At 44.0% G+C, this 26,307-nt stretch carries 24 protein-coding genes; 7 read left to right on the top strand and 17 right to left on the bottom strand.

All coding sequences use genetic code 11. The features are described 5' to 3' along the window. The 3 genes from B3Q63_RS00975 to B3Q63_RS00965 form a co-directional block, all read right to left on the bottom strand. The coding region (locus B3Q63_RS00975) for a M16 family metallopeptidase (RefSeq protein WP_296172758.1) at nucleotides 1–1,304 on the bottom strand (1,304 nt) is incomplete at its 3' end. Nucleotides 1,305–1,373: 69 nt separating this feature from the next. Continuing rightward, nucleotides 1,374–2,882, bottom strand: coding sequence for a M16 family metallopeptidase (locus tag B3Q63_RS00970; protein WP_296172755.1), 1,509 nt, complete (start codon nucleotides 2,880–2,882; stop codon nucleotides 1,374–1,376). A gap of 187 nt (nucleotides 2,883–3,069) precedes the next feature. After that, nucleotides 3,070–3,222 carry a hypothetical protein gene (locus tag B3Q63_RS00965; RefSeq protein WP_296172752.1) on the bottom strand — a complete coding sequence of 51 codons (153 nt, stop codon included), beginning with the start codon at nucleotides 3,220–3,222 and terminating at the stop codon, nucleotides 3,070–3,072. A gap of 935 nt (nucleotides 3,223–4,157) precedes the next feature. Between B3Q63_RS00965 and ftsY the strand changes: the two genes are divergently transcribed. Together ftsY and B3Q63_RS00955 are read left to right on the top strand one after the other, a co-directional pair. After that, nucleotides 4,158–5,069 carry a signal recognition particle-docking protein FtsY gene (gene ftsY / locus B3Q63_RS00960; protein WP_349676419.1) on the top strand — a complete coding sequence of 304 codons (912 nt, stop codon included), beginning with the start codon at nucleotides 4,158–4,160 and terminating at the stop codon, nucleotides 5,067–5,069. Nucleotides 5,070–5,134: 65 nt separating this feature from the next. Then, a complete protein-coding gene (locus B3Q63_RS00955; RefSeq protein ID WP_201565271.1) occupies nucleotides 5,135–5,704 on the top strand; it encodes a methylated-DNA--[protein]-cysteine S-methyltransferase in 570 nt (189 codons plus the stop codon). A 129-nt stretch (nucleotides 5,705–5,833) separates the two neighbouring features. Here the strand turns inward: B3Q63_RS00955 and B3Q63_RS00950 are convergent, their stop codons facing one another. Next, nucleotides 5,834–6,583: a YebC/PmpR family DNA-binding transcriptional regulator gene (locus B3Q63_RS00950; protein ID WP_201565272.1), complete on the bottom strand. Its 750-nt coding sequence runs from the start codon at nucleotides 6,581–6,583 to the stop codon at nucleotides 5,834–5,836. Between the two features lie 359 nt (nucleotides 6,584–6,942). On the opposite strand from B3Q63_RS00950, the gene B3Q63_RS00945 reads away from it, so the two are divergent. Further along, on the top strand, nucleotides 6,943–7,773 hold the full coding sequence (locus tag B3Q63_RS00945) for an ion transporter (RefSeq protein ID WP_201565273.1): 831 nt from the start codon (nucleotides 6,943–6,945) through the stop codon (nucleotides 7,771–7,773). 52 nt (nucleotides 7,774–7,825) lie between these two features. Here the strand turns inward: B3Q63_RS00945 and B3Q63_RS00940 are convergent, their stop codons facing one another. Together B3Q63_RS00940 and aroQ are read right to left on the bottom strand one after the other, a co-directional pair. Then, nucleotides 7,826–9,127: an ABC1 kinase family protein gene (locus B3Q63_RS00940; RefSeq protein ID WP_296172741.1), complete on the bottom strand. Its 1,302-nt coding sequence runs from the start codon at nucleotides 9,125–9,127 to the stop codon at nucleotides 7,826–7,828. Nucleotides 9,128–9,360: 233 nt separating this feature from the next. Then, on the bottom strand, nucleotides 9,361–9,921 hold the full coding sequence (gene aroQ / locus B3Q63_RS00935; RefSeq protein ID WP_296172739.1) for a type II 3-dehydroquinate dehydratase: 561 nt from the start codon (nucleotides 9,919–9,921) through the stop codon (nucleotides 9,361–9,363). A gap of 555 nt (nucleotides 9,922–10,476) precedes the next feature. Between aroQ and B3Q63_RS00930 the strand changes: the two genes are divergently transcribed. Together B3Q63_RS00930 and B3Q63_RS00925 are read left to right on the top strand one after the other, a co-directional pair. Beyond that, complete coding sequence (locus B3Q63_RS00930; RefSeq protein WP_011513806.1) at nucleotides 10,477–10,692, top strand: cold-shock protein; 216 nt, start codon at nucleotides 10,477–10,479, stop codon at nucleotides 10,690–10,692. Nucleotides 10,693–10,957: 265 nt separating this feature from the next. Then, nucleotides 10,958–12,166 carry a DEAD/DEAH box helicase gene (locus B3Q63_RS00925; RefSeq protein ID WP_413786600.1) on the top strand — a complete coding sequence of 403 codons (1,209 nt, stop codon included), beginning with the start codon at nucleotides 10,958–10,960 and terminating at the stop codon, nucleotides 12,164–12,166. 132 nt (nucleotides 12,167–12,298) lie between these two features. On the opposite strand, the gene B3Q63_RS00920 is transcribed toward B3Q63_RS00925, so the two are convergent. From B3Q63_RS00920 to ilvA, 8 genes are all read right to left on the bottom strand, one after another. Next, complete coding sequence (locus tag B3Q63_RS00920) at nucleotides 12,299–13,267, bottom strand: sulfite exporter TauE/SafE family protein (RefSeq protein ID WP_201625149.1); 969 nt, start codon at nucleotides 13,265–13,267, stop codon at nucleotides 12,299–12,301. A gap of 170 nt (nucleotides 13,268–13,437) precedes the next feature. Then, nucleotides 13,438–13,668 (bottom strand): cbb3-type cytochrome oxidase assembly protein CcoS, encoded by a 231-nt coding sequence (gene ccoS / locus B3Q63_RS00915; RefSeq protein WP_201565277.1) that lies wholly within the window; start codon nucleotides 13,666–13,668, stop codon nucleotides 13,438–13,440. A 173-nt stretch (nucleotides 13,669–13,841) separates the two neighbouring features. Next, nucleotides 13,842–14,615: a YdcF family protein gene (locus tag B3Q63_RS00910; protein ID WP_201565294.1), complete on the bottom strand. Its 774-nt coding sequence runs from the start codon at nucleotides 14,613–14,615 to the stop codon at nucleotides 13,842–13,844. Next, the gene (gene murB / locus B3Q63_RS00905; RefSeq protein ID WP_296172719.1) at nucleotides 14,605–15,753 is read right to left on the bottom strand and encodes a UDP-N-acetylmuramate dehydrogenase; all 1,149 of its coding nucleotides are present in this window, start codon (nucleotides 15,751–15,753) and stop codon (nucleotides 14,605–14,607) included. The genes B3Q63_RS00910 and murB overlap by 11 nt, the downstream gene beginning before the upstream one ends. 182 nt (nucleotides 15,754–15,935) lie before the next feature. Further along, nucleotides 15,936–16,433 carry a low molecular weight protein-tyrosine-phosphatase gene (locus B3Q63_RS00900; protein WP_296172716.1) on the bottom strand — a complete coding sequence of 166 codons (498 nt, stop codon included), beginning with the start codon at nucleotides 16,431–16,433 and terminating at the stop codon, nucleotides 15,936–15,938. 289 nt (nucleotides 16,434–16,722) lie between these two features. Next, nucleotides 16,723–17,163, bottom strand: a complete 441-nt coding sequence (locus B3Q63_RS00895) for an RNA-binding S4 domain-containing protein (protein ID WP_296172714.1) — start codon at nucleotides 17,161–17,163, stop codon at nucleotides 16,723–16,725. 121 nt (nucleotides 17,164–17,284) lie between these two features. After that, nucleotides 17,285–17,971 (bottom strand): FMN-binding negative transcriptional regulator, encoded by a 687-nt coding sequence (locus tag B3Q63_RS00890; protein WP_296172711.1) that lies wholly within the window; start codon nucleotides 17,969–17,971, stop codon nucleotides 17,285–17,287. 80 nt (nucleotides 17,972–18,051) lie between these two features. Next, entirely contained in the window at nucleotides 18,052–19,605 is a 1,554-nt protein-coding gene (ilvA, locus tag B3Q63_RS00885; protein ID WP_296172708.1) for a threonine ammonia-lyase, biosynthetic, read from the bottom strand. Nucleotides 19,606–19,978: 373 nt separating this feature from the next. Between ilvA and rpiA the strand changes: the two genes are divergently transcribed. Then, nucleotides 19,979–20,638: a ribose-5-phosphate isomerase RpiA gene (gene rpiA, locus B3Q63_RS00880; RefSeq protein ID WP_201590905.1), complete on the top strand. Its 660-nt coding sequence runs from the start codon at nucleotides 19,979–19,981 to the stop codon at nucleotides 20,636–20,638. 162 nt (nucleotides 20,639–20,800) lie between these two features. On the opposite strand, the gene argF is transcribed toward rpiA, so the two are convergent. From argF to dnaB, 3 genes are all read right to left on the bottom strand, one after another. Then, nucleotides 20,801–21,724 carry an ornithine carbamoyltransferase gene (gene argF, locus B3Q63_RS00875; RefSeq protein WP_183618390.1) on the bottom strand — a complete coding sequence of 308 codons (924 nt, stop codon included), beginning with the start codon at nucleotides 21,722–21,724 and terminating at the stop codon, nucleotides 20,801–20,803. Nucleotides 21,725–21,937: 213 nt separating this feature from the next. Further along, nucleotides 21,938–23,062, bottom strand: a complete 1,125-nt coding sequence (alr, locus tag B3Q63_RS00870) for an alanine racemase (RefSeq protein ID WP_296172698.1) — start codon at nucleotides 23,060–23,062, stop codon at nucleotides 21,938–21,940. Between the two features lie 207 nt (nucleotides 23,063–23,269). Then, the gene (gene dnaB, locus B3Q63_RS00865; RefSeq protein WP_201625142.1) at nucleotides 23,270–24,673 is read right to left on the bottom strand and encodes a replicative DNA helicase; all 1,404 of its coding nucleotides are present in this window, start codon (nucleotides 24,671–24,673) and stop codon (nucleotides 23,270–23,272) included. A gap of 348 nt (nucleotides 24,674–25,021) precedes the next feature. Between dnaB and pdxA the strand changes: the two genes are divergently transcribed. Next, entirely contained in the window at nucleotides 25,022–26,119 is a 1,098-nt protein-coding gene (gene pdxA, locus B3Q63_RS00860) for a 4-hydroxythreonine-4-phosphate dehydrogenase PdxA (protein WP_296172695.1), read from the top strand. The last annotated feature ends 188 nt before the right edge of the window (nucleotides 26,120–26,307 follow it).

Here is a 26,307-nt window from a genome sequence, read left to right as displayed (position 1 = left end):
CTGTTTTTTAAATTATCCGTGGTCAATCTCATCTCATCGCTGGTGATACCTTTATCTAAGGTCTCATTAATCACCGCCAAGCTGGCATCAATCGCCGCGCGCGCTTTATCATTACGAGTCGAAAAACCAATCTGATAAGGTCCGCGCGCCAGCATCGGGTTCATAGAGCCTGAAATGCCATAGGTATAACCAAGGTTTTGCCTGACTTCGGTCATCAAGCGCGCGTTAAAATCGCCACCTGCTAGCACTTCATTACCGACGGCAAAGTTGGTTTGCTTTTGCTGCGCCTGGGGGTCAGTCGCGCGCTTATCGCCCAATTGACCCATTAATACCGTGGTTTGACTACTAGGAAACGGAATATGAATGTGATGAGATTGGGTTAATGGTTTTGGTTCGGGCAGGGTAGCCGCCGCTTGACCCGCTGGCAAGTCAGCCGTTATTTCTTCAGCCAAATTTTTCGCTTGTGCCAAAGTCAAATTACCAGTCATGGCAAGCGACGCATTGGCGGCGACTAGATAGCGGTTTTTAAAGTCGATTAACTGTTGTCTTTTAATATTAGGAACCGTTTCAAGCGTGCCAACCGATGGATGGGCGTAAGGATGGTCGCCATAGAGTGCCTTGCTAAAGGCAATGCTAGCAAGACTGCCTGGGTCTTGTTTTTGCTGCTGTAAACCGACCAGTAAGCGTGCTTTATTACGGGCTAATATTTGCTCATCAAAGCTGGGTTCAGTAAGCATTTGCGTCATTAAGTCAACGGCAGGCAGTAAATGCTTATCATCAGATAAGCTACGCAACGAGACAATAAACATGTCTTTATAAGCGCCACTGCTTAGATTGATACCCAAGGTTTCGACCGCCCGCGTGAACGCGTTTTCATCTAAGCGTTTGGAGCCTTGTTCAAGCATCGTTGCGGTCATATTGGCAATACCAAAGCCTGATTTACTGATACTGCTATCACGTGCGCTACCGGCGTTAAAGCGCAAATCAATATCGACGATGGGCAAAGTAGTCGTCGGCACAAAAAGCACAGGAATGCCTGCTTTGGTCTTAAAGGTCTGAATCTTTGGAACAGTGACTTCTAAAGGTTTGGCATTATCAAGGCTACTAAGCTTAGCTAAAGCGGCAATAGGCGCGCTAGTATCGACTGCGGCAGCCGGCGTGCGAGCATCTTCGCCACCCGCTATATCTGCCTGTGCGATAGTAGTCAAGGTCATCATCCCAAAGAATATACCTGCACTCAGATAAGGAAGCTGCTTAACATTAGATGAGAATTTGGTTTTCTTAAGAAAAGGTATTTGAGTCATGTCTTTCTTCTTATTAATAAGGTCATAAGTATCGGGTTTTTGCCAAGGTAACTAGAGAGCATGTTGATGTTATTTAGCTTTACTTGCCGTTTCTTTATTAGCATTATTTTTACTAACGGTGTCTTCGCTCATCTTATCTTGGCTAGCTTTATCTTTATCGGCAGTCTCTTTAGGCGGGATGATATGCATCACCGTTAAATTGTCTTTGACCAAATACTTTTTACTTGCCGCTTGGATATCCGCAATCGTTACGCTATCAAGCTTGGTTGGCAATTTAGCCAGTAACCTATCATCAAGACCGATAGATTGCAGGGAGCCAATCATACGCGCCTGACCTTCCATGCTGTCCTGTGCGTATACCAAACCGGTGACAGTATTGGTTTTGGCGCGCTCGATTTCATCGGCAGCAATCGGGTCGGTCGATAGTTTATTAATCTCATTGATAATGGCTTGTTGTGCTTGCGCTAAGCTGACGCCTTCGCGCGGGGTTGCTTGTATCAAAAACAGTCCATCGCCGCGATCAAGCAAATCGTAAGACGTACCTACCGTAGTAAGTAGTCCTTGCTCGCGTACCAGTCTGCTCTCTAGCCGCGCTGATAGACCACCATCTAATACATCTTGGGCAAGTGATAGCGCATAGGCTTGTTTTTCATTATTAGCACCAGCGCTCACCAGACTGGGCACGTTATAACCCATTAATAAAACTGGCACTTGTACCGCTTGCTCGGATTCTACTTGCTGATAACCGCGAAAGCCCTTTTGAGTGACCGCAGGACGCTTGGGTAGCGCGCTTGGTTTTAGCGCCCCAAAGTAGCGTTTAACCTGCGCCAATACTTCGGTTGGTTCGACATCACCGACGATAACCAACGTCGCATTATTGGGCGCGTACCATATTTTATACCAGTCTTTTAAATCGTTAAGAGTAATCGATTCAAGCTCGCTCATGGGTCCAATGACCGATTCGCCTTTCGGGCTGTTCGGCAATGCCAGCAAGCGAAAGGACTCATAAGCTTTGGCAAGGGGGTTGTCATCCGTACGCTGACGACGCTCTTCCATCACCACTTGATGCTCTTTGGCAAATGCTTTGTCATCAAAAACCAAATTGGTCATGCGATCCGCTTCTAGCTCTAAAGCTAACGGCAAGCGATTGGCAGGGAATAGCTCGTAATAGCCAGTATAGTCGTAACTGGTAAAGGCATTATTAACGCCGCCAAATTTAGCAATCAAACGCTCATAATCGTCGCTTGATACATCAGTGGTGCCTTTAAACATCATATGCTCTAGCACATGAGAGATGCCACCTTTATCAAATGGTTCATCTGCTGACCCGACGCGATACCAAATCTGGGTCATGACCACAGGCGCGCGGTGGTCTTCTTTGACCACTATCTTTAGACCATTTGCGAGCTTGTATTCATGGCGACCAGACATATCCATGGTCAACGCTGAAGATTGCTCAGCATCTTTAAGCGTTTGGTTTTTATTTATCACATCTGTAGTTGTAGTATTTTTATTTGTAGCAACTCCACTTGCCGAAGAAATCGAGCTGGTTTGGCAAGCCGCAAGGGTAGTGGCCATAGCTAGAGCGCAGGCAAGGCGTAGAGAGTGAGCAGATGATGGTAAAGACAGTGATGAAGGCAGTGACAATGACATGATAGGTTCTACTTATATAAAAAGGCAGCCGATAAGTAACTGATTTATAGAATGAGAAGAGCGTATGTTAATGCATCTAGTAATATGTGTATTTATAATGAGCATAAAGCCGTTATAACGACTTATGCGCCCCAACCATGACGCTAGCGGTCGGCTTAAATTCTTGAGTGGTGCTACAGCCTGTTGACGATAATGCAATGGTAGCGAGAAGCACGGCGGCGCCCATTTGGGTTATTTTTTTATAGTTATTCGATAGTGATAGCATAGGTCATTTCCAATATAAGTGGTTGAGTAAATTAAAAAAATACAACGGTTTAGCGATCGCTAAGAGTAGGCGAAGTTTGGCCTATCAAAGGTCAGATTTTTGTGTCCAAACCTTAAGCGAAACTTGCTTAGACCAGCGTATGGTTTACAGTATGATTGCTAGCATAATTTTTAGTCTTGTTTAAAGCAGTCTGTTTGGCACGGTTTTTGGCATGGCTGTTTGTTATGGATTGACAGGTTTTTACAATTTGACAGCGCTCTACAATGCTAAAGGCTAAGCACCACTTGAATTATGCTAAACTAGACTAAAAATAATCGCCCGTTAAATAATAAAAAGCGGGCGGCATAGCCATTTTAAAACAGCTATTTTAAAAAATCACTTTAAAGACAGTTACTTTAAAAACAGTCACTTTAAAACAAATTACTGATAATGATAACTTTTAGGGCAAGCTTATGAATAATCCCAATAATAGCAATCGTGTGGTCATCAACCTTGACGGCGGTCTTGATGATTTGGATGACGATGATATTACCTTACCCAGTCTGCCAGCGCAAACGGTGCCCATCGTCGATGCGTCAGACAGCGTTGCAAGCAGTAATACAGAAAAGAGTGATGCAGAAAAGAGTAATACAGCAGATATGGCATTAGGTACGCCCATCGTTGAGATAGAAAAACAAAGTTCTTCTGAAAACACTTTGGAAGCTACTGCGAATACTAATACAAATGCTATTTCATCGCAGCCTACAACTACCATTCCTACCATGCCTTTGCAAGATCATCTGGGCGATAGACCAAGTACTACATCTGCCACTAGTGATACCAGTGCTATAAATAAAGCACAAACTGAAATACAGCAGCTATCAGCCGCGCCAGAAGAGTCACAAGAGTCAAAACAGACTGAGGAAAATAAGAAAAAAGGCAGCTGGTTTAATCGCATGAAAACGGGACTAAGTAAGTCACGTAAAAATCTTGCCGAAGGTATGGTCAGTATTCTTATCGGTGGTAAAGAGATTGATGATGAGCTATTAGAGGAGGTTGAAGACCAGCTGTTGGTGGCTGATATCGGTGTCAATGCAACCAATCGTATTATCAAAAGTCTCACTGAGCAAACCGCTCGTGGCGATTTGATTTATGCCCATTCATTATATAAAGCCTTGCAAACTGAGCTGGTCGATATCTTAACGCCAAAAGTTGCGCCATTGGTCATCGATACCAGTAAAAAGCCCTTTATTATCTTGGTGGTGGGCGTGAATGGTGTTGGTAAAACGACGACTATTGGTAAACTTGCTAAGCGTTTACAAGGTGAAGGTAAATCCGTTATGTTGGCAGCGGGCGATACGTTCCGTGCGGCGGCGACTGAACAGCTACAAATCTGGGGTGAACGCAATAACATTCCTGTCGTCGCTCAAGGTCATGGTTCTGACAGCGCCTCTGTTATCTTTGATGCCATGCAGTCTGCCAAAGCAAAAAATATTGACGTATTAATTGCTGATACGGCAGGGCGCTTGCAAAATAAAACCCACCTAATGGCGGAGCTTGAAAAAGTGGTGCGCGTCATGCGTAAAGCCGATCCAAGCGCGCCGCACGAAGGTATGATTGTCCTCGACGCTGGCACGGGTCAAAATGCGATTAACCAAGTGGAATTGTTTAACAAAGTCGTGCCATTAACCGGCATTACTATTACTAAATTAGACGGTACTGCAAAAGGGGGTGTGGTGTTCAATATCGCTGAAACCTCGGATGTGCCGATTCGTTATATTGGGGTCGGTGAGTCGATTGATGATTTGCGTGCCTTTAGTCCAAAACAGTTTGTCGCAGCGCTGTTTGAGACTGACGATAAAGAGTAGCGCTTGGTAGTTTTTTTCAATGAATAAATAAGCGTTAAAAATATGAGTGTTTAGAGGGAAGAATCATGATAGTCACCATCGCAGCTGTTGAGTCGCACCAGTTAGCACTGATTGCTAGTGCGCATAGCAGCAGCCCTAAGCTGGTCGAAGTCAATTGGCTGCAGGTGGGCGATTCTTGGCACAGCTCAAAATCCATTCCTAAACTTAAAAAGCATTATGGGCTTGTCGATCAAGATTTTACCTTTATCGCTCAAAACAGCCTAAGCAAAGACGTGCCTGCTCAAGCGCTACTTATAGAAGCGATAGCGCAATTAATCACGTATTTTGAGGGTAAGCGTCAAGTATTTGATTTGCCATTAGATATAAGCTTAGGCACTGAGTTTCAACAACAGGTATGGCGGGCGTTACAAGGCATCAAGCATGGTGAAACGATTAGCTATGCCACACTGGCGCAGCGCGTAGGTAATCCTAAAGGCTTTCGTGCGGTTGCTAATGCCAATGGTAAAAACCCCTTTAGTATCATCATTCCTTGTCACCGAGTAATTGCCAGCGATGGTAAGCTGGGTGGTTATACAGGCGGCTTAGACAAGAAAGCGTATTTGTTAGCGCTGGAAGGGGTGAGCTACAAAACTTAGCATGGAAAAAGTGCTCATCACCCGCGCTTAAAACTAAAAAAGGCGAAACATTAAATATGTTTCGCCTTTTTATTAATAATCAATAAGGTGTTGATAAATGGTTATATTGCTTAGAAACTATTGCTCGAACTACTGCTCAAGCTGCGCCATAACCTCATCTGAAAAAGTCACATTACTATAGACTTCTTGCACATCGTCAATATCTTCTAACATATCAATCATCTTGATGACTTTTTCGGCATCTTCTACGTTGTCTATCTCAGCGCTGGTAGATGGCGACATAGTCACTTCAGCATTGTCAGAGACCAGACCTGCCGCATTGAGCGCATCTTTGACTTGACCGAAACTTTCCCATTCAGTGATGACCAGTAGTGACTCGCCATCGTTTTCGATATCAAGTGCCCCAGCGTCTAAGGCCGTTAGCATAACTTCTTCTTCTAAGCTGATATCGTTAAAGGTAATTTCGCCGCGCTTGGTAAATAGATAAGCCACTGAGCCTGAGGTGCCAAGGTTGCCTTCGTTTTTGGTAAAAGCATGACGCACTTCACTGACCGTACGGTTCAGGTTGTCAGTCAAGGTTTCGACCAATACTGCGACGCCGCCGACACCATAGCCTTCGTAGCTGACCTCATCCATATTATCATTGTCATCGCCGCCTGTACCACGAGCAACCGCGCGATTGATGGTATCTCGTGTCATATTGACTGACAGTGCTTTTTCAATAACGGCACGCAAGCGCGGGTTTTTATCAGGGTCGGGGTCACCTTGCTTGGCAGCAGAAACAATTTCACGAATAATTTTGGTAAAGACTTTACCTTTTACCGCATCCTGACGGGCTTTACGGTGTTTGATATTTGCCCATTTTGAATGGCCTGCCATATGACATCCTTAAGTTTTACGTGTTATTTATAGTGCGGATAAAAAAGTTGTTAGGACTATACATCAGTAACAACTTTTTATACCTGATGAGGTATTCTTATTATATGATTGTGCTGTTAATGCAGTGTAATAGACCTATCGGCCAGTTAACGATTTGTATGTCGTTTGGTGCGCTTTTTTGCTACACTGCTATTTTCTATATTTTGACCCATCATCAATTCTGACGATGACGGTCGAGAGCAACAATATTTGCAATATTATAAACCACTTTAGCGCATTTTGACCAACCTTAGCTTGTCCATGCCAGCCTAAAACGTTCGGTTCTATATAACCATTGATCTTGTGACTTTATTGACTCTATGAAGCAACCAACTGCCGAAGCCATTACTCATTTGCGTAACCGCATTCATATTATTATCGAAGGCACGGATACCCGTTTGGGTAAGCTGTTTGATATCGTATTGCTGATTGCGATTTTGGCCAGTGTCGGCGTAGTGATGCTAGATAGTGTGCTGTACATGCGTTTGCAATATGGCACCATATTTCGCTATGCAGAATGGTTTTTTACCATTTTGTTTACTATTGAATACATCTTAAGGCTATTTTCAGCGCCCAATCGCTTTCGTTATACTTTTAGCTTCTTTGGGATAGTGGATTTATTGTCGGTATTGCCAAGCTATTTAAGCTTGATATTTGGTGGTGTACAGTATTTGCTCGTGATTCGCATACTACGCATCTTGCGTATATTTCGCGTGCTCAAGCTCAACACTTATATGCAGCAAGCGGGTTTTCTTGCCTCAGCGCTTAAAACCAGCCAGCAAAAAATCACGGTATTTTTCTTATCCTTGGTATTGCTGGTGACTATTTTTGGCTCGGTCGTCTATGTGGTAGAAGGGCCAGAGAATGGTTTTACCAGTATCCCAATCTCTATTTATTGGGCGGTGGTAACGGTTACTACCACTGGCTATGGCGATATGTCACCAAAAACGCCCATCGGGCAAGCAATTGCATCTATGGTCATGATTACCGGTTATGCGATTATTGCCGTACCGACGGGTATCTTTACCGCTGAGCTGGCGCGTAATATGCGTCCACAGCTCAATCCTATTGCCTGTCCAAACTGCGGAAAATTTGGCCACGCCGTAGGAGCAGATTTCTGCGATCGCTGCGGTCATGCCCTGCATGTTTAGTGTTTATTAACGCGACTTATATGGCTTTTCAAAATTATCGGGCTTCTAAGTATTAATAGTCTATATATTCAGCAACCAATGGTGATAAATCTATCACCACACCCAGATTGACCAAATTCCAATACTGGCCCGAAATCGTACGGTCAAGCATCATCGTCGTCGCTGATGGCTGAAACTGACCAAAATACTTTAAAGAAGTACGCATTTGGGCGATGGCTTCGTGATGGGTCTGGCTGCTACCGAAATCAAATGCACCTTCTTGATAAGGCTTTACGGATAAAGGCTTAAGGCCAATCTCTAGCCATTTCTGATAAAACTCACCCGGCACAACTTTCTCGTCATCACGGCGAATGTCTAGGGCGATTAAATCTTGCTCAAGCGCGGTCACGTCACCCTTTAAAGCATGCTTGGCAAAACGGCGAAATAATTGTACTTCGCTATGGCTATAACTGCGAATTCCGCCAAAATCATAAGCGACCACACTGCCATCGGTGCGAAAAGCAAAGTTGCCAGGGTGTGGGTCACAGTGCATGCGGTATAAACCAAATAGTTGCCCTGCGCTAAAATGGAACAGGCGCTCAGCAATTTTTTGCTTGATAGCATTCTCCCACGTCGCGGCGACCGTGAGCGTTTCACCCATCTCTTCGGTTAAGGTCAAAATCCGTCTAGATGAATGACTACCAATCACTTTAGGAATAATAAGGCCGTCGTCGTCTGCATGAAACGCACCAAATACTTGGAGGTTGTGCGCCTCTTTAATATAGTCGAGCTCATCATGCAAGCTTTGGCGAATCTCGTGAAATAACTGCTCTTGTAATTGTTTACTCATATTGAGCACGCCGGCTATTTTTAACGCCATGCGTACTTGCTTCAGGTCGCTATCACAGTTCTCATCGACATCAGGGTATTGAACCTTTACCACCACCCTTTGTCCAGATGGCAAAACGGCTCTATGCACTTGCCCGATTGAGGCGGCGGCAAAGGGTGCTTCTTCAAATTCAGTAAATAACTCAGCAACCGGCGCGTTAAGCTCACGCTCAACTTGGGCACGTATCTGGGCATACGGCATTGGCGGTGCATCTTTTTGCAGCTTCTCTAAAGCCGTTGCAACTTCCGGCGGAAACACATCTTTATATTGCGAGGCGATTTGACCCACTTTCATCACTGCGCCTTTCATTTCGCCAAGCGTTTCAGCTATCTGAACACCGACATCTTGCATCAGCTCTGAGCGCGCTTGTAGACGTTTTTCTTCGTCACTTGAGAGATGCTTTAATGAGTTTTTTGCGGCTTTGCCGGCAATACTGGCGGTCATGCCAGCGAGTTTCATAAAGCGTTTTCCGGACGATTTTGCCATTCATGTCACCATATAGTGGGTTTATTTACTAAGCCCTAATGTTATTATTTTAAGCAAAGGATTGCTGTTTAACTAGTGTGCCAAAAAATGTGCCAAAAGCAACAGTATGCGTATCTTAATGCTGCTTATAAGTTATAGATTGTCGCTTATAACTTAACAGTATGACGGTTTTTTATTGGTTAATAAATAAGGTTTCAATAAGGTTTTAATAACAAGTATCAAGTGATAAATCATTAGCTGTCTAACTTCAAATCATAAGTATGAGTCAGCCAATAATCTAATGCCATCTGATAGCCTAAATGCCCTAAGCCGCAAATAACGCCGACCGCTATATCACTAAAATAAGAATGCTGCCGGAACGATTCACGGGCGTGAACATTGGACAAATGCACTTCTATAAAGGGTTTTTGTGTCGCCGATAATGCATCCCGTATCGCAACCGAAGTATGAGTAAAGGCAGCAGGATTGATAATAATCGCATCTACTTGCGCTGCTGACTCTGCTAACAGACCATAATGTTGAATCTCATCGACAAGCTTGCCTTCATGGTTTGATTGAATGCAAATCAGCTCAATGCCATATTTGGCTGCCCGTGCGACCAAATTTTTCTCAATATCAGCAAGGGTTGTATGACCGTAAATTTCAGGCTCACGTTTACCCAATAAATTTAAATTAACGCCATTGATAAGTAACAGTTTATGCGTTTTGGCGTTTGCACTTATGTTGTTTGAACTTATAAGAGTTTCTTGATTAAAAGGTTTGTCGGTCACTGCTGACTGAGAAGGTATGGTCATAATAGTCTCTATCTTTATAAAGTGGTATTTTATTTATAAGTATTGTTGTCGTTATCGCTATGGGTCAATAGTAGGGCCGTATAAGATAACTTTGCTATAAGGTTTTAGGAGTAAAGTTATCCGAAGAATAAAAGTAGCCGAATAGTAAGACTAGTCGAATAGATAAGCCCTTATTCTTTTATGATAACAGCTTGGCAGCCATGTAATAAAAAATAAAATGAAAAATTATCCTAGGGGTTAAAAATCGTGTTAAAAGTCTTTATGTTGCTAAAAACCCGTGCTATGATATTTTTTACGCAACAAATATCACCTATTTGTTGCTAATGTCAGTTGGGCTAACTATTAAAGTGCATAAAGCAATTTTGATATGAACCTACACTGACCATAGTAATTTTACTATAGGCTGCATCATAAAGAGGGTAATAACACGCTTTATGTGCAGATGATGGTATGTAGAGTAGTACTCTTACATTTTGATTTCATAATCTTAAACCCCGTTTATATGCAATGTCGCAAAGGAATTTGGGGTTAAGTGACTTTTTAGGAAGTAATATTATGTCAGCTCGTGAGCAAGGTATCGTTAAGTGGTTTAATGACTCAAAAGGCTTTGGTTTCATTCAACGTGATAGCGGCGAAGATATTTTTGTCCATTTCCGCGCAATCCAAGGTGATGGTTATCGCTCTCTAAAAGATGGCGAAAAGGTTGAGTTCAGTGTGGTAGAAGGCGATAAAGGCCTGCAAGCTGAAGAAGTCAGAAAGGTAGAAGAGTAATCGCTACAGTCATTAGCGCCGTTCAGCTATAATGTCTGTACAAACTACTGATATACTACTGAGTCAAGCCCGTCTTATCTTACCTATGTTGAGTTGAACGCAGCATATTTGGTAAGTTTAGGCGTTGGGCTTGGCTTTTTTATGCTTATGAGTTTTATAATTTGTCTGATTAGAGATTACGGACTGGGCTTTTTTAAGTAGTAGCTTCCAATCACAATATTTACTATTCACAACAGACAGTCGTATTATAAAACCAACGCTTATCATGAGCTTTTATTTATTAATAATAGACAAGCGATTCACACACAAGGATATTTTTTTGAGTACTTTTAAGACGTTTACGGATTTGCCGTTATCAAACCCTACCTTACGTGCCGTGAGTGATTTAGGTTTTACTGAATTGACGCCCATTCAAGCACAGATATTACCGCATACATTGGCAAATCAAGACGCCATCGGACAGGCGCAAACGGGTACTGGCAAGACGGCAACGTTTTTACTGACCATTATGGAGGCGTTATTAAAACGTCCTTTTGCTGCCGATGAAGAACGTTATTTAGGTGAGCCACGTGCCGTTGTTATGGCGCCAACCCGTGAGCTTGCCCAGCAGATATTTGACGACTGCATTGCCCTGACCAAATATACCTCGCTACACAGCGTGTGTATCATGGGAGGTACCAATTATGAAACCCAGCAGCATGAGCTTGAGCGCCAATATGTGGATATCTTAATTGCCACTCCAGGTCGTTTGATTGACCTAATGCACAAAGGCATGGTCTATCTAGATCGCGTTGAAGTATTGGTATTAGATGAAGCGGATCGTATGCTTGATATGGGTTTTATCCCTGATATCAAGCGTTTGGTTGGTCGTATGCCGCCAAATACTGATCGTCAAAGCTTATTGTTTTCTGCCACCTTTAACCAAGATGTGATGAATCTCGCTTACCGCTGGTTGCATGAGCCAGAATTTGTAGAGATTGAGCCTGAGCATAAGACCAGCGAATTGGTCGATCAGCATTTTTACTTATTAACCGAAGACCAAAAACTAGCAGCGGTCGAGCGTATCATCACTGATAGCACAGTCGAGAAGGTGATTATTTTTGCCAACCGTAAAGATCAGGTTAAGCGCTTGTATCATAAGCTGCGTCAGGGACATAGAATCGTCATGTTATCAGGCGATGTGATTCAGCAAAAGCGCGAAAAATATCTGCAACGCTTTAAAGATGGTCATGCTTCTGTGTTGGTCGCAACCGATGTGGCAGGACGCGGTATTCATGTTGATGATGTCAGCCATGTGATTAATTATACCCTGCCAGATCAGCCGGATGATTACGTACACCGTATCGGACGTACTGGACGCGCGGGACAAACCGGTATCAGTATTAGCTTCGTCAGTGAAGATGATGCCTTTAATATCCCAGCATTAGAGAAGCATTTAGATACCAAGTTTAGCCTTGAGCAGTGGCAAGAATAGTAGTAAAACTTATCTTGCTTTGATAATTATTATTGAGCGAACAGTTTTACTAACCTTGCTGCATAAAAAAGCCCTCAACGTCATCGCGATGTTAAGGGCTTTTCTTATAAGTCAATAATGACTTTTATGCTGTTATTGAGAAGATTCTGTTATAGCTTCACGATGATGGCTATTCATTTCTTGCTCATCTGGCATATTGTCCATGTTGTGATTCATGCTGTTATCTGCACTATGTTCCATATTGTGCATACTATGATCCATCGTGCTATCCGTAGCGGGTGGCATCTCGTGCTGCATATTGCTCATATCATGATGGGCAGCTGTAGTTGCTGTTACCGTAGAATCGTTGCTATCAGTCATCGTGGCGGAGTGGTCACCATGACTCATTTGTGCATTTCCATGACCCGCGCCGCCGCCGTGTCCACCATGCATGCTAGCCATTATCATAGGGATAAATACCACCGCTAACCCCGATAAAACCATGATAGCGCCATTAATTTGTCTTAAACGTAGGCGTCCAATTTTCTCACGTAGCCAACCAACCGTTTCATGGGTGGCAACCAACATTGGTACTGTCCCCAAACCGAAGACAAACATCAATGCCGCACCGCCCAATGGGTTATGAGCAACGACGGCAATCAGTAGCGCACCGTAAACCAAACCACAAGGCAAGAACCCCCATAATAACCCTGCCGCTAAAGCACGCGGGAAGGTATTAAGTGGAAATACTTTCTGGCGTAGCGGACTCAGATATTGCCAAAAGCGCATGCCGACACGCTCAAGCTTGGTTAAAAATGGCGCGCCAAGCATCGTGACACCAACAAATACCAATACCAAGCCCAATAAGATACGAGGCGTACTATTGCCTTTCATTAATGGCTCTAAAACAGTGGTACCCACAAGTCCGGCGACCAAACCTAAAAATGCGTAACTGCTTAAACGCCCGAAGTGGTAGGTGGCTATCAAAGCGCGGCGCTTAGCAGGGCTCACGTCTTTCATCGATAGACTAAATGCTGCTACTAGCCCGCCACACATGCCTAAGCAATGCGGTGAACCAAAAAATCCCATTAGTAATGCCGCAACAAGTAAAGCTGTGGTCATGGGGAGTCTCTCCTAAAAATAGTAAAGCGTGAGCCTATTTTTATCATTTATCTAAAAAAATGATAAAAGCAGTCACGTATAAATGAGATATGGAAGGCTATATGTTTGAATTTTATTGATAGCTATTTGCTTTATTAAGACGATATCGGTAAAAGGTAAATCGGTAGCATTCAATCATCGGCTTTGTTGGAGTCTGCCGTGTCATCAGCTTGCGGTATATCGTCACTAGGCGTATGAGCTTGAATCGTTTGCCGACGTTCTTGACGGTCATCCAAAATAATACGCTGCGACGCATTATCTAAGTCCTCAAACTGGTTTGATTTGACCGCATAGCGTATTGCCCAGATGGCGACCACGAACAGCATTAAACTTAAAGGAATTAATAAAAATATACTGAGCATGGCAAACCTCTTCAATAGCAGTTTCTTATATTATACACTTATTGCAAGTGTTATAAATGTTCTATAAATACTAAAAGTGAGACAGTGGATAATGGGGCAATAATAGTCGTCTGATGATACTAATCTAATGATGCTAATTTAATAATACTAGGTCAGAAAATGCCAGCTAAGCGTTATTCAGTAGGCGTTTTTACGGCATTGCCTCTAGGGGTTAAGAGTTGCTGCGAGGTCACATCCTTAGCATGCCGACAGTTTGCTTGCGGGCGTATCACATCACGTAAGTAGGCGGCCACCTCATAGACTGCCCGCCGCGAATGACTCAAGTTCTGTGCCGGTTCCATCCAATCGCGTTTGACCGGTAAAGGCGCATTGATTGGGGTACTATTGATGCCGTTTAGGGCAAACTGTCTCCTTGCCCGCGCCATATGATAGCTATCGGTAATCAGGTACACATGATATAGAGGAATACGCTTAGCAGTAAAACGCGCATTTTCACAGGTATTCATACTGGCATTTTCGCTGATGAGCCCATCAATACCGTGTTCAATAAGCCACTGACCAAGCCAAGGCGCCTCAGCGCCACTCAGTACAATAGGTAGTGGCAAATCATGATAGGCGGTTGCCGCCGTACGGGCGCGGTTGAGGCTATAACTGTTTAGGATGGTTTGATTGTTATTATCATTGGTCAGACCGCCGCCCAATACCACATAGGCGGTCGGTGGAGAGCTCATGGCGGCTGGCGGCATCTTTGGTAAAGGTAAATGGGCTAAGAGATAAATCACCGCTTGTGAAAATAGCGGGGTAAATAAACTGATAATAACGAGAATAACCGCCGTTGAACCCAGTAAAAAGGTGGCATTAATAATTCGAAACAGCTTTATCATACGCTCAGCTGAACGTAAGTAAGAGCGCCATAAGCGCTTAGACCATGATCGTTTAGACCACATGCTCATCAAATCCAATAGAGCCGTCAGCATTTACCCAAACCGGCTCGCGTGATAATTCAATCGCAAATATCTCAGAGACAATATTGGCAATATGATTTTGAGCCTTTGCCACATCTGCTTGCGTCGCTTGATAAGGGCTGTGATTGGTCAACACCAAGGCTTGCTGCTGATGGGTCATAATCGGCGCTAAACCGCCACCTTTTAAACCAGATTGTTCAATCAACCAGCCAGCCGCAACCTTAACCATGGTATCCGGCATTGGATAGCCAACGATGGTAGGGTGAGCGGATTGTAGCGCTATAAATTGCGCTTGAGGAATAATAGGGTTCTGAAAAAAACTGCCGCAATTAGGGAGCTGTTTAGGGTCGGGCAGTTTTTGTTGGCGAATATCTATAATCGCCTGCATGACATCAGCAGGTACGGGCTGCATGCGCCCTTGCTGCTCTGCATAGCGCTGCGCGACCGTCTGCACATCGCCATAGCTGGCAAGGATTTTATTGGCATTGGTATGTAAGCGAAAACCCACGCGAGTGATAAGCCAAGTATTGGGCGCACGCTTAAAGAGGCTGTCACGGTAGCCAAACTGGCAGTCTGCTGCTGTGAGATGATGCCAAGTTTGGGTTGGCAGATGATAAGCACGTACGTACGCTAAGCAATCTTCTAATTGCACACCGTAAGCACCGATATTTTGTACAGGCGCCGCTCCCGTCAGACCCGGTATCAATGCCAAGTTTTCAAGTCCATACCAACCTTGAGCCACGGTATACATCACCAAATCATGCCAGTTTTCACCGGCCATCACTTCGATATCGACATGACTGTCTGTTTGCGCCGTCATAGTGATACCGTGCATTTGGGGACGTAAGACAATCGCATCTAGATGCGCTGGCAATAAAACATTGCTACCGCCAGAAAGTACGAATAAGGGCTTAGTAAGCTCTGCATCTTTTCCGTAATTTGCCATAAAGGCATCAAGTTGCGCCTCATCGGTAAGCGTCACGACCATATCCGCCACACATGCCAATGCCATGGTATTGCTATGGGACAAATCGACCGATTTAGTGAGTGGTACATTCACCTTAAGGTTAGTCGATGTCGTAGGTTGAGCATTCGAATCATGGCGTAAAGCTGAGGTCATAACATAGCCTATCTGGCAAATAAACAAGAAATCATGCGGTGTTTATTATAAAGGATGCACGGCATAAAAGTAGCAGAAATATGGCGCTTTATTACTAAGCACTATTTATCATTTCTAAGCACTAATAAACCTTAAATGCTGTGAACCATTAAGTATTAATCGTTACTAATTATTGAGCGTCGCTAAGCAGTTTTCCAACTTTCAATCCACGCTTGGGCACTTGATTCGATACGTTCGATGACTTCTTCAAAAGCGTCGCCATCACCTTGATAAGGGTCTGGTACATCGTCGCCGCCGTAGGTTGGATCTTCTTCACTAAACAGCGCCAGTTTGGCAAGTTTGCCATCTGTGTCAGTGATGCTGTCTTTAATGGCTTGCAGGTCGGCTAAGTTTTGCGCATCCATCGCCAAAATCAAATCAAACTTGCGAAAGTCGTCAGCGCTTACTTGACGCGCGACCAGCTTATTAATGTTATAACCATGAGCTTTAGCATGGCGCTGTGCCCGTACATCAGGCGCATGACCAATATGCCAATCTCCAGTCCCTGCCGAATCCACTTTCATCGCTAGCCCTGCAATGGCTGCTTGCTGACGAAAAATCTCTTCGGCGGTCGGTGAACGGCAAATGTTTCCCAAACAAACCAATAGCACAGAGGAGGGAGTAGACGCTTTAATTAGCATATAATGACCTTTTATCACAACAAAAAAACATGCTATCAAGACCAGCATGATTAATGCGGTTTATTAGCATGTTATCGAGTAAATTAATTGACTATCAGCGTAACGGTTAATACGTTGAATGGCAAGGGTAGAGGTAAAACAATAGGGTCACATTAGGCTATCAATAATAGCAAGCTGCCGACTTTAATAGCTTACATAAATAGTCTGTATGAACCCTCTTTATTTATCATCTTTATTATTAAAATAAGTTAAAGCGATAAATATTGAGTGAGCAGTATGGATAACAGCCTTAGTCTTGATTGTGTTTGAAGCGTTGTAAATCACGCCGCTCTTTTTTATTGGGTTTGTTATCTGGACGGGCAAGATTGGCAAGTTTGCGCTGCTCGGCATAAAAAGCGCGGCGCTCCTCGCTTTCCTCAGTTTCAGAATATAACGCTTGGGCAGCAATCGCATTACCACGTTGTGCGCTTAGTGCTTCAACCAAGACTGTTTTCTCAGTCATGGCGGTTGCTGAGCCTTGGCGAATACTGAGCTCATCCCCGACGGCAATCTCTTTGCTGGTTTTGACGCGGCTCCCTGCATAATGGACGCGTCCGCTTTCGATGGCTTCTTTGGCAAGGGTGCGGGTGCGATAGAATCGGGCGGCCCATAACCATTTATCAAGACGCATACGCACGGCATCTGGTTGGCTATGTCCGGGCTGATTATGATTTTTATTGTGTTTACTCATCAAAACCTCATGGATATCAATAACGTAAGATAATAATGGTGTTGTTTTTACTGATTAAAAGAGCGGTGAGCGATTAAAGTATTTCAAAATAGTTTTTTATGGTGAATAAGGACAACTGAAATTAGCCATTGTTCTGATTGGTAACTTTAGCAGCCATTGCTACAGCACTGTTAGTATTTAATTGCTCTAAACCGTTTATCACACCATTCATGTTTTCGACGGTTTTATTTTGGCTCAATTTAAACTGTGCTTGTATCGAATCGATAGACAGTCTAAAGCCAATAATACCGCGACACATGGCCTCGATATAAGCAGCTGGCGCGTCATCTAATGACCAAGGGTTGTCGGATATCACCTCTTGCTGCGCGGTCATGGTTGCTAATATCCATTTCAGCGTACCGGTATCTTCGAGCATCTCGATTTTAGATTGAATGTGGACGCTTTGATAGTTCCATGTCGGTACTTCTTTATGGGTTTTTGCTTTGCTTGGATACCAGTTGGAGCTGATGTAATGCCCCGAATCTTGAAAAATAATTAACCATGAATTGTCTGTTAAGGCATCTTGGTAAATAGGGTTTTTACGACCAAAATGACCATAAAGATAGCCGTGTGACTTATTGGAAGCAGAGTCAGAGTCAGAGCCAACATCTGCATTGAATTTAGCCTGGTCGTTATGCCAAAACAGCGGTATATGGCAGGCTTCGATGCCATCTTTAGTTTGAGCAATCAAAGTCGCTAACGGATTGACGGCGATAAATTCAATGACATTATCGAAATTGTCTTCGGCAAAAACAGCAGGGATATGCATAGTACTCTCTATATGAGTAAGCGGCTAATCCTAGTAGGATAAGCCGCTCACAATACGTCATCATGGTTGCTTATAAAAACCTATTTTAAAAACAACTGATAACCAATGTTGTCATTAAGCATGGTGCAGTCATAGCCGATATCAAGAAGCGCATCTTGTAGTTGGCGAGAGTTGCCCTCAGAAGCTTGCAAGCCGACCAACACACGACCTTCAGCGGCGCCATGATTGCGATAATGGAACAAGGTGATATTAAAGTCGTCGCCCAATTTTTCTAAAAAGGTTAATAATGCGCCCGGACGTTCAGGGAAAACTACCTTTAATAACTGCTCATTTTCGACATGCGCATGACCACCAATCAGATGACGGATATGGGATTTGGCGATATCATCATCGGTTAAATCGTGTGCTTCATAGCCATCAGCCGCCAATTGATTGCTAATCGTTTGACGCTCTTTGTCGCCCTCTTTTAGGGCGATACCGACAAAGATTGCTGCAGGTTCCATCGAATCTGGTGATTTTTTGCTATCGGCACGGTAGTTAAACTCGGTGATATTACGGCCATGTAAGCTGCGGCAGAAGTTTAAGAAAGCGCCGGTTTGCTCAGGAATGGTCACGCCAAAGATGGCTTCTTTTTTCTCACCAATCTCAGTACGCTCAGCGATATAACGCAAGCGGTCAAAGTTCATATTGGCACCGCAAATGATACTGACGCAGTTTTTACCTTGTAGGTTATGGGCTTCGATATATTTTTTCATGCCTGCAACGGGTAGGGCGCCCGCAGGTTCAACGATGCTGCGATTCTCTTCAAAGATATCTTTCACCGCCGCGCAGACTTCATCGTTGGTACAAGTGACCACTTCAGGCTCGACGACAGGACCTGATTTATCACTTTTTTGCATACGCACGATATCAAAAGGTAGCTCGCCAATTTGAGCGACTGCAACACCATCGACAAACAGACCGACTTGCTTAAGCGTGACCCGCTCATTTGCTTCAAGAGCAGCTTTAAGTGAAGCTGATTGGTCTGCTTCTACAGCGATAACTTTGACGTGCGGCGCGACTTCACCCAAGAATGCTGCGACGCCAGAAATCAAACCGCCACCACCCACAGCAACGAATACATAATCCATATTACGCCATTGCTGGGTTAATTCCAGACCAATGGTGCCTTGTCCTGCAATCACCAATTCATCATCATAAGGCGGAATAAAGGTTAAACCCTCAGTCTCAGCGCGATTGATTGCATAACGGTTGGCTTCATCAAAGCTATCGCCATACAAGTCGACATTACCGCCAAGCGCGCGTACCGCATCTACTTTGATGTCAGGGGTGGTGGTTGGCATCACAATGATGTTATTTAGGGCAAGCTTACGCGCTGAATAAGCAACGCCTTGGGCATGGTTGCCCGCTGAGGCACAAATGACGCCGCGCGCTTTTTGCTCATCGCTCAATTGGCTAATACGGTTGTAAGCACCGCGTAATTTAAAAGATTTTACTGGTTGCAGGTCTTCGCGCTTAAATCGAATATCATTAGCAAAACGTTGGGTCAGCTTGGGTGCAGCTTCAAGTGGTGTTTGAATGGCAACGTCATAGACGGTGGCTTGCAAGATGGCTCGTACCCAATGTGACAGCATAATAATTCCTAAACAGAGTGAAGATGAATAAAAGAAGTGCAAATGGCTATAAAGTCAGTGTTTATAAATTAGCCGCTATAAATAACTATAAACCAGTATAGATCAGCACAAAAACGAAATAGATTAGCCTATGCTGATTTTCACTATCTTGCAAGACACAATTGCAAATTTTATAGGGAGTTTTTTTGAAGGTTAAAGGTCAAGCCATCAATACATTAAAGTAAGTATGGGCTCTGAGAAGGGGCAATGAGTATTTAGAATGGGTTTTACGCTAACATCGCCTAAAGCCATCGGTTATAATAAGCGCGCATTTTACCTCTTTTATCATTTTAGCTCTTTTAGAGTGAGACGTTTATTTTTCCAAGGATTTATGATGAGTGATCAGCAAGCACAAAAGCAAGCTGCAGCCAAAGCTGCCCTAAGCTATATTGAAGATGACATGATACTTGGAGTGGGGACGGGCAGTACGGTTAACTGTTTGATTGAGTTGTTGCCGACATTAAGGCTTGCTGGCGCGGTTGCAAGCTCACAGGTCACCGAAGATAAGCTACGCGCTCTTGGTATCGAAATTGTCGATTTAAACTTTGCCGGTCAGCTTGATGTCTATATCGATGGTGCTGATGAGGTAAATGAGCATTTGCAATTGATTAAAGGTGGCGGCGGCGCGCTCACACGTGAAAAAATTGTCGCTGCAGCATCTAATAAGTTTATCTGCATGGTTGATGAAAGCAAAAGCGTTGAATGGTTGGGACGCGAATTTCCAGTACCGATAGAGGTGCTGCCACAAGCGCGCTCGTATGTGGCAAGGCAATTAGCCCGTTTGGGCGCTGAGCCAGTATATCGTGAAGATTTCGTTACCGATTATGGCAATGTGATTTTAGATACTTATGACTTAGATGTCAGTAATCCACTAGAGCTTGAGCAGCAATTAAACAATATCGTTGGGGTAGTCTGTAATGGTATCTTTGCTGCCAATCAAGCCGATGTATTATTAAAAGCGGGCAGTAATGGCGTGACGACTTTAACGCGCTAATGTATTATTGACAGAATTTAATGCTATAACTTATCGCTAAATAAAGCTGTAAACAATAAAAAGGCAGAGCACTATAAATATGCTCTGCCTTTTTTTGTACGTGTTATTTTTATACGTGCTGGTTTATCAATATTTCACGTTATGCTCTTTACCAGCCTGTTTTTAGGCAGGCAGCTTAATTTTGTCTTTTAATAAAAATTCCATCAAAGCTTTTTGCGCATGTAAGCGGTTTTCGGCTTCATGCCACACCACAGAGCGCGGATCATCGAGCATATCATGAGAGATTTCTTCGCCGCGATGGGCTGGCAAGCAATGCATAAACACCACTTCAGGGTCGGCTTTATCGAGTAGTGATGGCGTCACTTGATAAGAAGCAAAGCGGCGCGCGCGGGTATTTTGTTCAGACTCTTGCCCCATACTTGCCCAGACATCGGTGACAATTAAGTTTGAATCTTTCGCCGCTTCTTGGACATTTTCAACGATACTGACGCAATGCGAGAAGCGTTTCATCAGCTCAGGGTCAGGCTCAAAACCATAAGGGGCTGCTACACGTAGCTCAAAGCCAAACTGATTGGCCGCTTGCATGTAGGAGGCGCACATATTGTTGCCATCACCAACCCACGTGACGATTTTATTTTCGATACTACCGCGATGCTCATAATACGTCTGCATATCAGCAAGCAGCTGGCATGGATGGAATTCGTCAGTAAGCGCGTTGATAATCGGTACACTGGAATATTCAGCAAAGGTCTCAACTTTTTCGTGCCCAAAGGTGCGAATCATGATGATATCGACCATGCTTGAGATGACGCGAGCGGAATCTTCTAGCGGCTCACCGCGCCCAAGCTGGGTATCATTTGGTGATAAAAAGATAGCATTACCGCCAAACTGCCCCATGCCAGTCTCGAACGAGATACGCGTACGGGTGGATGATTTCTCAAATATCATGCCAAGCGTCCGACCAACAAAGGGCTGATATATCTCGCCAGCATGTTGCATCTTACGCAGTTCGCTCGCGCGTTTGATTAGGTTTTCTAGTTCTTGTTTGGTTAAATCAGATAGGGTCAAAAAATGGCGCAAACTCATAGTAATCCTAGCAGTCGATCGCAGTCGATGAAAAATGATACGTTGTCATTTTTTAATAGCATCGCGTCAGTGCGTATACTGGTGTGACAACAAACTTTTAGTATAGCGCAATTGGGCTTAATGTAAATGTCCAATTTGCCGTGATTCAGCAGTGCTGCAGTGTTGCATTGCTTCATTCGTCTCTCAAACCATCATTACGTTAAACTCTATCAATTATGATTTTGCTATGGTCCGATTTGGGCGAGCGCTTAGGCGGCATAGCAACTCATAGCTAATGGTCTCAGCATGGGCGGCGACTTCATCGACGTGCGGCGTATCACCCCAAAGTATCACTTTACTATCTAAAGCCACGCTTTCTGGAACAGTGCTGACATCAATGACAATCATATCCATCGCCACTCGTCCGACTACCGCGCATGGATAGCTTTGATGGTTGATAGCATCAATAACAGAAACATAAGCGTTGTCACTCACCACCCGTGGATAGCCATCACCATAACCGATACTAACCAAAGCCGTTTTAGTATCTTGCATCGCAGTCCAGCGGCTGCCATAACCAATAACATCACCGGCGTTGACCGTTTGTAGAGCGATAATCTGCGCGCTAAATTCCATCGCTGGCTGTAAGTCCAAATCACGCGCACTTTTATCAATGACTGGCGTACTCCCGTAGAGCATGATGCCCGGACGTACCCAATCGTGATGATGCTCGGGGAAATTGACGATACCCGCTGAGTTGCACAATGAGCCTTTTACATCGCTACTCACCGTTTCTTTTAGGGTCTGCAGCATGTCGTTAAAGCGCTGGATTTGAATGGCGTTTAGAGGATGAGCGCGGTCATCGGCATTGGCAAAGTGAGTGGTCAGAATCAGCTGATAACCGGCTTCATGCAGACGTTTGGCTGCTGGAATAAGGGTTTGGTCATTAAACCCTAAGCGGTTCATGCCAGTATTGTATTTAAGCCAAACCACACGGGTGGCACTGGTAACCGGTGGGGTGTTTTCTAATGCCCATATTAATTGCGGCTCATGATGAATCACGCAGCTAATATCATGCTCAATCGCCAGCTGCCATTCATCGGCGGTAAATGCGCCTTCGATTAGACCAATGGTTTTATCCCAGCCCAATTGACGAGCTTCCAAGGCTTCTATCAAGGTGGCGACGCCGATACCATCTGCCTGTGGTTTAGCTTGTTTTAATGCTGGCAGGATAGCGGCTACGCCATGACCATAGGCATTGGCTTTAACCATAGCAAGGACTTTAGCCGTCGGTGCCAGTTTTTTAACTTGAGCCAAATTATGGGTAATGGCAGCTGGTTTGATTGTGATAGTGCGCATAATTGCCTTCTTTATTAGCAAAGTTATTTTTATTAGTAAAACGGTTTCATTAAACAAATGGTGTTATTAGTAATGTGGTAAAGCAATAAAGCCAGTACGTCATCAACTGAGCTGATGACGCACTGGCTATTTTTTATGGATAATCGCTTATTAAGCGTATCGTTCGTTTTGTTTATTACTCATCAAGCTGATTATTTACTAAGCTCGTTACTCATCATTTTCAAAGCTGACGTTTTGATAGTATTCTGGCGTCAGGTTGATAAAGCGGGTAAATTGCCCTTCAAAGCCCAAGCGTATGGTGCCGATAGGGCCATTACGCTGTTTACCAATGATGATTTCAGCCACGCCTTTGTGGTCTGAGTTTTCATTATAAACCTCATCGCGATAAATAAACATAATCAAATCGGCATCCTGCTCAATCGCACCCGATTCACGCAAATCCGACATGATAGGGCGCTTATTAGGACGGTTCTCTAGACTGCGGTTAAGCTGCGATAAGGCAATAACCGGACATTCAAGCTCACGAGCCAAGGCTTTTAAGCTACGAGAAATCTCGGAGATTTCTCCAACACGGTTGCCATCAAGATTAGGCACTTTCATCAGCTGTAGATAATCGACAATGATAGCGCCAAGTTTGCCATCATGATTTTTAGCGATACGGCGGCAGCGCGAACGTAGCTCAGAGGGCGGCAGGGCAGTACTGTCATCAATGTATAAATGCTTAGACTGCAAATGCTGAATGGCGTTCATCATTTTTGCCCATTCATCTTCGTTCATTTGCCCAGAACGCAGGTGCGTCTGATTAATCGCGCCCCATGAAGATAGCAAACGCATGACGATAGATTCTGCTGGCATCTCCATCGAAAACACTACCACGGGTAAATCTTCGTTAAATAAAATCCCTTCTGCTAAGTTCATCGCAAAAGTAGTTTTACCCATAGACGGACGCGCCGCCACAATGATTAAATCGCCCGCTTGTAAGCCTTGAGTCTTATTGTTTAGCTCGACGAATGGGGTTTGCAAACCTATCATGCCGTCAGGATTGGATTTTAATTCTTGGATTTTATCAATAACATTGGTCAATACCGAGGTAATACCAACAGGGCCACGCTGTTCTGCGCGTTTGTTATGTTGCTCATTAATACTAAATATTTTTGCCTCAACATTGTCCAAGATATCGCTTACCGTTTGGTCTTTGGGATTATAGGCAAGGGTCAGCATGTCATTGCCAGTAGTAATCAGCTGGCGTAAGGTCGATAGCTCGCGCACGCGCTGCGCATAAGCGGTGAGGTTAAACAAGGTGGCAGGACTTTGACTCAAAATATCGGCTAAGTAGCTGTCACCACCGGCACCTTTGAGTAGTTTTTGTGCTTCTAACCAGTCATGTACCATGACCGTATCATAAGGCTCGTTGACCGCCGCCAAATGCGCAATAGCATCAAAAATATACTGATGTCGCCCTGCATAAAAGTCGTCTTTGGTGACGATATCTGCAATCTTATCGTATGCCTCTTCGATACTCATCAAAGACGCTAGCAAGGCCTTTTCAATATCGATATTGTGCGGCGGTGTCTGATTGAGTAAGTCGTCGGTTTTTTCGTTGTCTGCCATGGATGCCTAATGTGTCAAAAGTCGGTATAAAATTAAGTATATAAGAGATTATAAATAGCGGTGTGCTATCAGTATTTATTTTAATAGTGATACAGCCAAGCAAGCGCGACATACCTCTACGAGAGAAGTACCAAAAGGTGGTCTCAGCGCTTGCTGGTAAATGCTACAATGAAAGGCGAAAGTTTAACACATTCTACCGTTTTTTCGGCTGCTATAAGTAACTATCTATAAAAATGCCATCTGCTATGACATAAAATTTGCGATGTCTTAGACCATCTTAAACGCTCGTTTTCATAATAATAAATACAATAAAATCATATTCTTAATATCAAACTAGGATATTTTACTATGCAAAAAAGACTACCATTATTAATCACAACCGGTGAGCCTGCTGGTATTGGGATGGATGTTGTGCTGCTATTAGCAGCTGAGGGTAAATTGCAAGATTTTAAACGCCCAATCTGGGTTACTGCCGATAGTGCTGCGATGCAAAAGCGCGCTTATATGCTGGTAACAGCAGGCGTGCTCGAGAGCTGTCCATTTTGGCAAACTGTCGATTTAGACATCGCAGCCGATGACTTTTTAGAGCAGATGTCACAGCAAACTATTGATGACAATAATAATGACAATCATGTTTTTATCCTGCTGAATACCCCTTGTGCTGAACCAGTTGTCTGCGGAAAAATTAATACTCGTAATTCGGCCATGGTTGCCAAGCAGTTGGACATCGCCCATCAGTTAGCAACCAACAAAACAGTTGCTGCTATCGTCACAGGGCCATTGCAAAAATCTGCACTGATAGATGCTGATATTAAACTGCTCGATGGCACCATGTTTAGTGGTCATACTGAGTTTTTTATGCAGCAAAGTGGCTGTGAGAAAGTCGTGATGATGCTCGCCAATCAAGCCATGAAAGTGGCGCTTGTTACCACGCATTTAGCATTAAAAGACATACCTGCTGCTATCACCGCTGATAATGTACGCCAAACCGTACAAATTGTCATTGACTATATGCGCGAGAAGTTTGGCTTAACGCAGCCGCGTATCTTGGTATGCGGTCTTAATCCGCATGCAGGCGAGGGCGGGCATCTAGGTGTCGAGGAAATTGAGGTTATTAACCCCGTGCTACAAGAATTTATCGATGCAGGCGTCGATATATCAGAGGCGATGCCAGCGGATACCTTATTTACCCCAAGACATTTAGCGAATTGTGACGCTGTGATTGCCATGTATCATGACCAAGGTTTGCCGGTGCTCAAATCGCATGGCTTTGGCGATACGGTCAATCTTACTTTGGGGTTGCCGTATATTCGTACCTCAGTTGACCATGGGACGGCGCTTGATTTAGCAGGGCGCGACGGCGCAAGTGCGACCAGCTTATACCAAGCACTATTGATGGCCAATGAGATGGCGGATAAATCGCTTATTAATAGACCTCTTATATAAAACTGCTACACTCGAAGTGTGTCACGCAGTATTGGGTAACTTTGTTGTGAATGATGGCTATTTATGAATCATCAAACACGGTCTAATATAAGTGGTTCCACTATAGCGGTCTGTTTTAAGTGGTCTATTAATAGGTTTGAAGGGTGAAATAGGTGGTTCCCTTAGGGTATGCCCTATTATTAAGTGCG

It is taken from the genome of Psychrobacter sp. UBA2769 (genome assembly GCF_002352555.1).
Classification (GTDB): Bacteria; Pseudomonadota; Gammaproteobacteria; order Pseudomonadales; family Moraxellaceae; genus Psychrobacter; species Psychrobacter maritimus.
Note: the sequence above shows the minus strand (reverse complement) of the source record. Positions and strands in the feature narration are given on the sequence as shown.

What these genes read in the sequence shown, in the direction of transcription:
- B3Q63_RS00970 (WP_296172755.1), bottom strand. Translation starts at nt 2,882, where the DNA reads ATGGCCACTACCCTTGCGGCTTGCCAAACCAGCTCGATTTCTTCGGCA.
- B3Q63_RS00965 (WP_296172752.1), bottom strand. Translation starts at nt 3,222, where the DNA reads ATGCTATCACTATCGAATAACTATAAAAAAATAACCCAAATGGGCGCC.
- ftsY (WP_349676419.1), top strand. Translation starts at nt 4,158, where the DNA reads ATGAAAACGGGACTAAGTAAGTCACGTAAAAATCTTGCCGAAGGTATG.
- B3Q63_RS00955 (WP_201565271.1), top strand. Translation starts at nt 5,135, where the DNA reads ATGATAGTCACCATCGCAGCTGTTGAGTCGCACCAGTTAGCACTGATT.
- B3Q63_RS00950 (WP_201565272.1), bottom strand. Translation starts at nt 6,583, where the DNA reads ATGGCAGGCCATTCAAAATGGGCAAATATCAAACACCGTAAAGCCCGT.
- B3Q63_RS00945 (WP_201565273.1), top strand. Translation starts at nt 6,943, where the DNA reads ATGAAGCAACCAACTGCCGAAGCCATTACTCATTTGCGTAACCGCATT.
- B3Q63_RS00940 (WP_296172741.1), bottom strand. Translation starts at nt 9,127, where the DNA reads ATGGCAAAATCGTCCGGAAAACGCTTTATGAAACTCGCTGGCATGACC.
- aroQ (WP_296172739.1), bottom strand. Translation starts at nt 9,921, where the DNA reads ATGACCATACCTTCTCAGTCAGCAGTGACCGACAAACCTTTTAATCAA.
- B3Q63_RS00930 (WP_011513806.1), top strand. Translation starts at nt 10,477, where the DNA reads ATGTCAGCTCGTGAGCAAGGTATCGTTAAGTGGTTTAATGACTCAAAA.
- B3Q63_RS00925 (WP_413786600.1), top strand. Translation starts at nt 10,958, where the DNA reads ATGAGCTTTTATTTATTAATAATAGACAAGCGATTCACACACAAGGAT.
- B3Q63_RS00920 (WP_201625149.1), bottom strand. Translation starts at nt 13,267, where the DNA reads ATGACCACAGCTTTACTTGTTGCGGCATTACTAATGGGATTTTTTGGT.
- ccoS (WP_201565277.1), bottom strand. Translation starts at nt 13,668, where the DNA reads ATGCTCAGTATATTTTTATTAATTCCTTTAAGTTTAATGCTGTTCGTG.
- B3Q63_RS00910 (WP_201565294.1), bottom strand. Translation starts at nt 14,615, where the DNA reads ATGTGGTCTAAACGATCATGGTCTAAGCGCTTATGGCGCTCTTACTTA.
- murB (WP_296172719.1), bottom strand. Translation starts at nt 15,753, where the DNA reads ATGACCTCAGCTTTACGCCATGATTCGAATGCTCAACCTACGACATCG.
- B3Q63_RS00900 (WP_296172716.1), bottom strand. Translation starts at nt 16,433, where the DNA reads ATGCTAATTAAAGCGTCTACTCCCTCCTCTGTGCTATTGGTTTGTTTG.
- B3Q63_RS00895 (WP_296172714.1), bottom strand. Translation starts at nt 17,163, where the DNA reads ATGAGTAAACACAATAAAAATCATAATCAGCCCGGACATAGCCAACCA.
- B3Q63_RS00890 (WP_296172711.1), bottom strand. Translation starts at nt 17,971, where the DNA reads ATGCATATCCCTGCTGTTTTTGCCGAAGACAATTTCGATAATGTCATT.
- ilvA (WP_296172708.1), bottom strand. Translation starts at nt 19,605, where the DNA reads ATGCTGTCACATTGGGTACGAGCCATCTTGCAAGCCACCGTCTATGAC.
- rpiA (WP_201590905.1), top strand. Translation starts at nt 19,979, where the DNA reads ATGAGTGATCAGCAAGCACAAAAGCAAGCTGCAGCCAAAGCTGCCCTA.
- argF (WP_183618390.1), bottom strand. Translation starts at nt 21,724, where the DNA reads ATGAGTTTGCGCCATTTTTTGACCCTATCTGATTTAACCAAACAAGAA.
- alr (WP_296172698.1), bottom strand. Translation starts at nt 23,062, where the DNA reads ATGCGCACTATCACAATCAAACCAGCTGCCATTACCCATAATTTGGCT.
- dnaB (WP_201625142.1), bottom strand. Translation starts at nt 24,673, where the DNA reads ATGGCAGACAACGAAAAAACCGACGACTTACTCAATCAGACACCGCCG.
- pdxA (WP_296172695.1), top strand. Translation starts at nt 25,022, where the DNA reads ATGCAAAAAAGACTACCATTATTAATCACAACCGGTGAGCCTGCTGGT.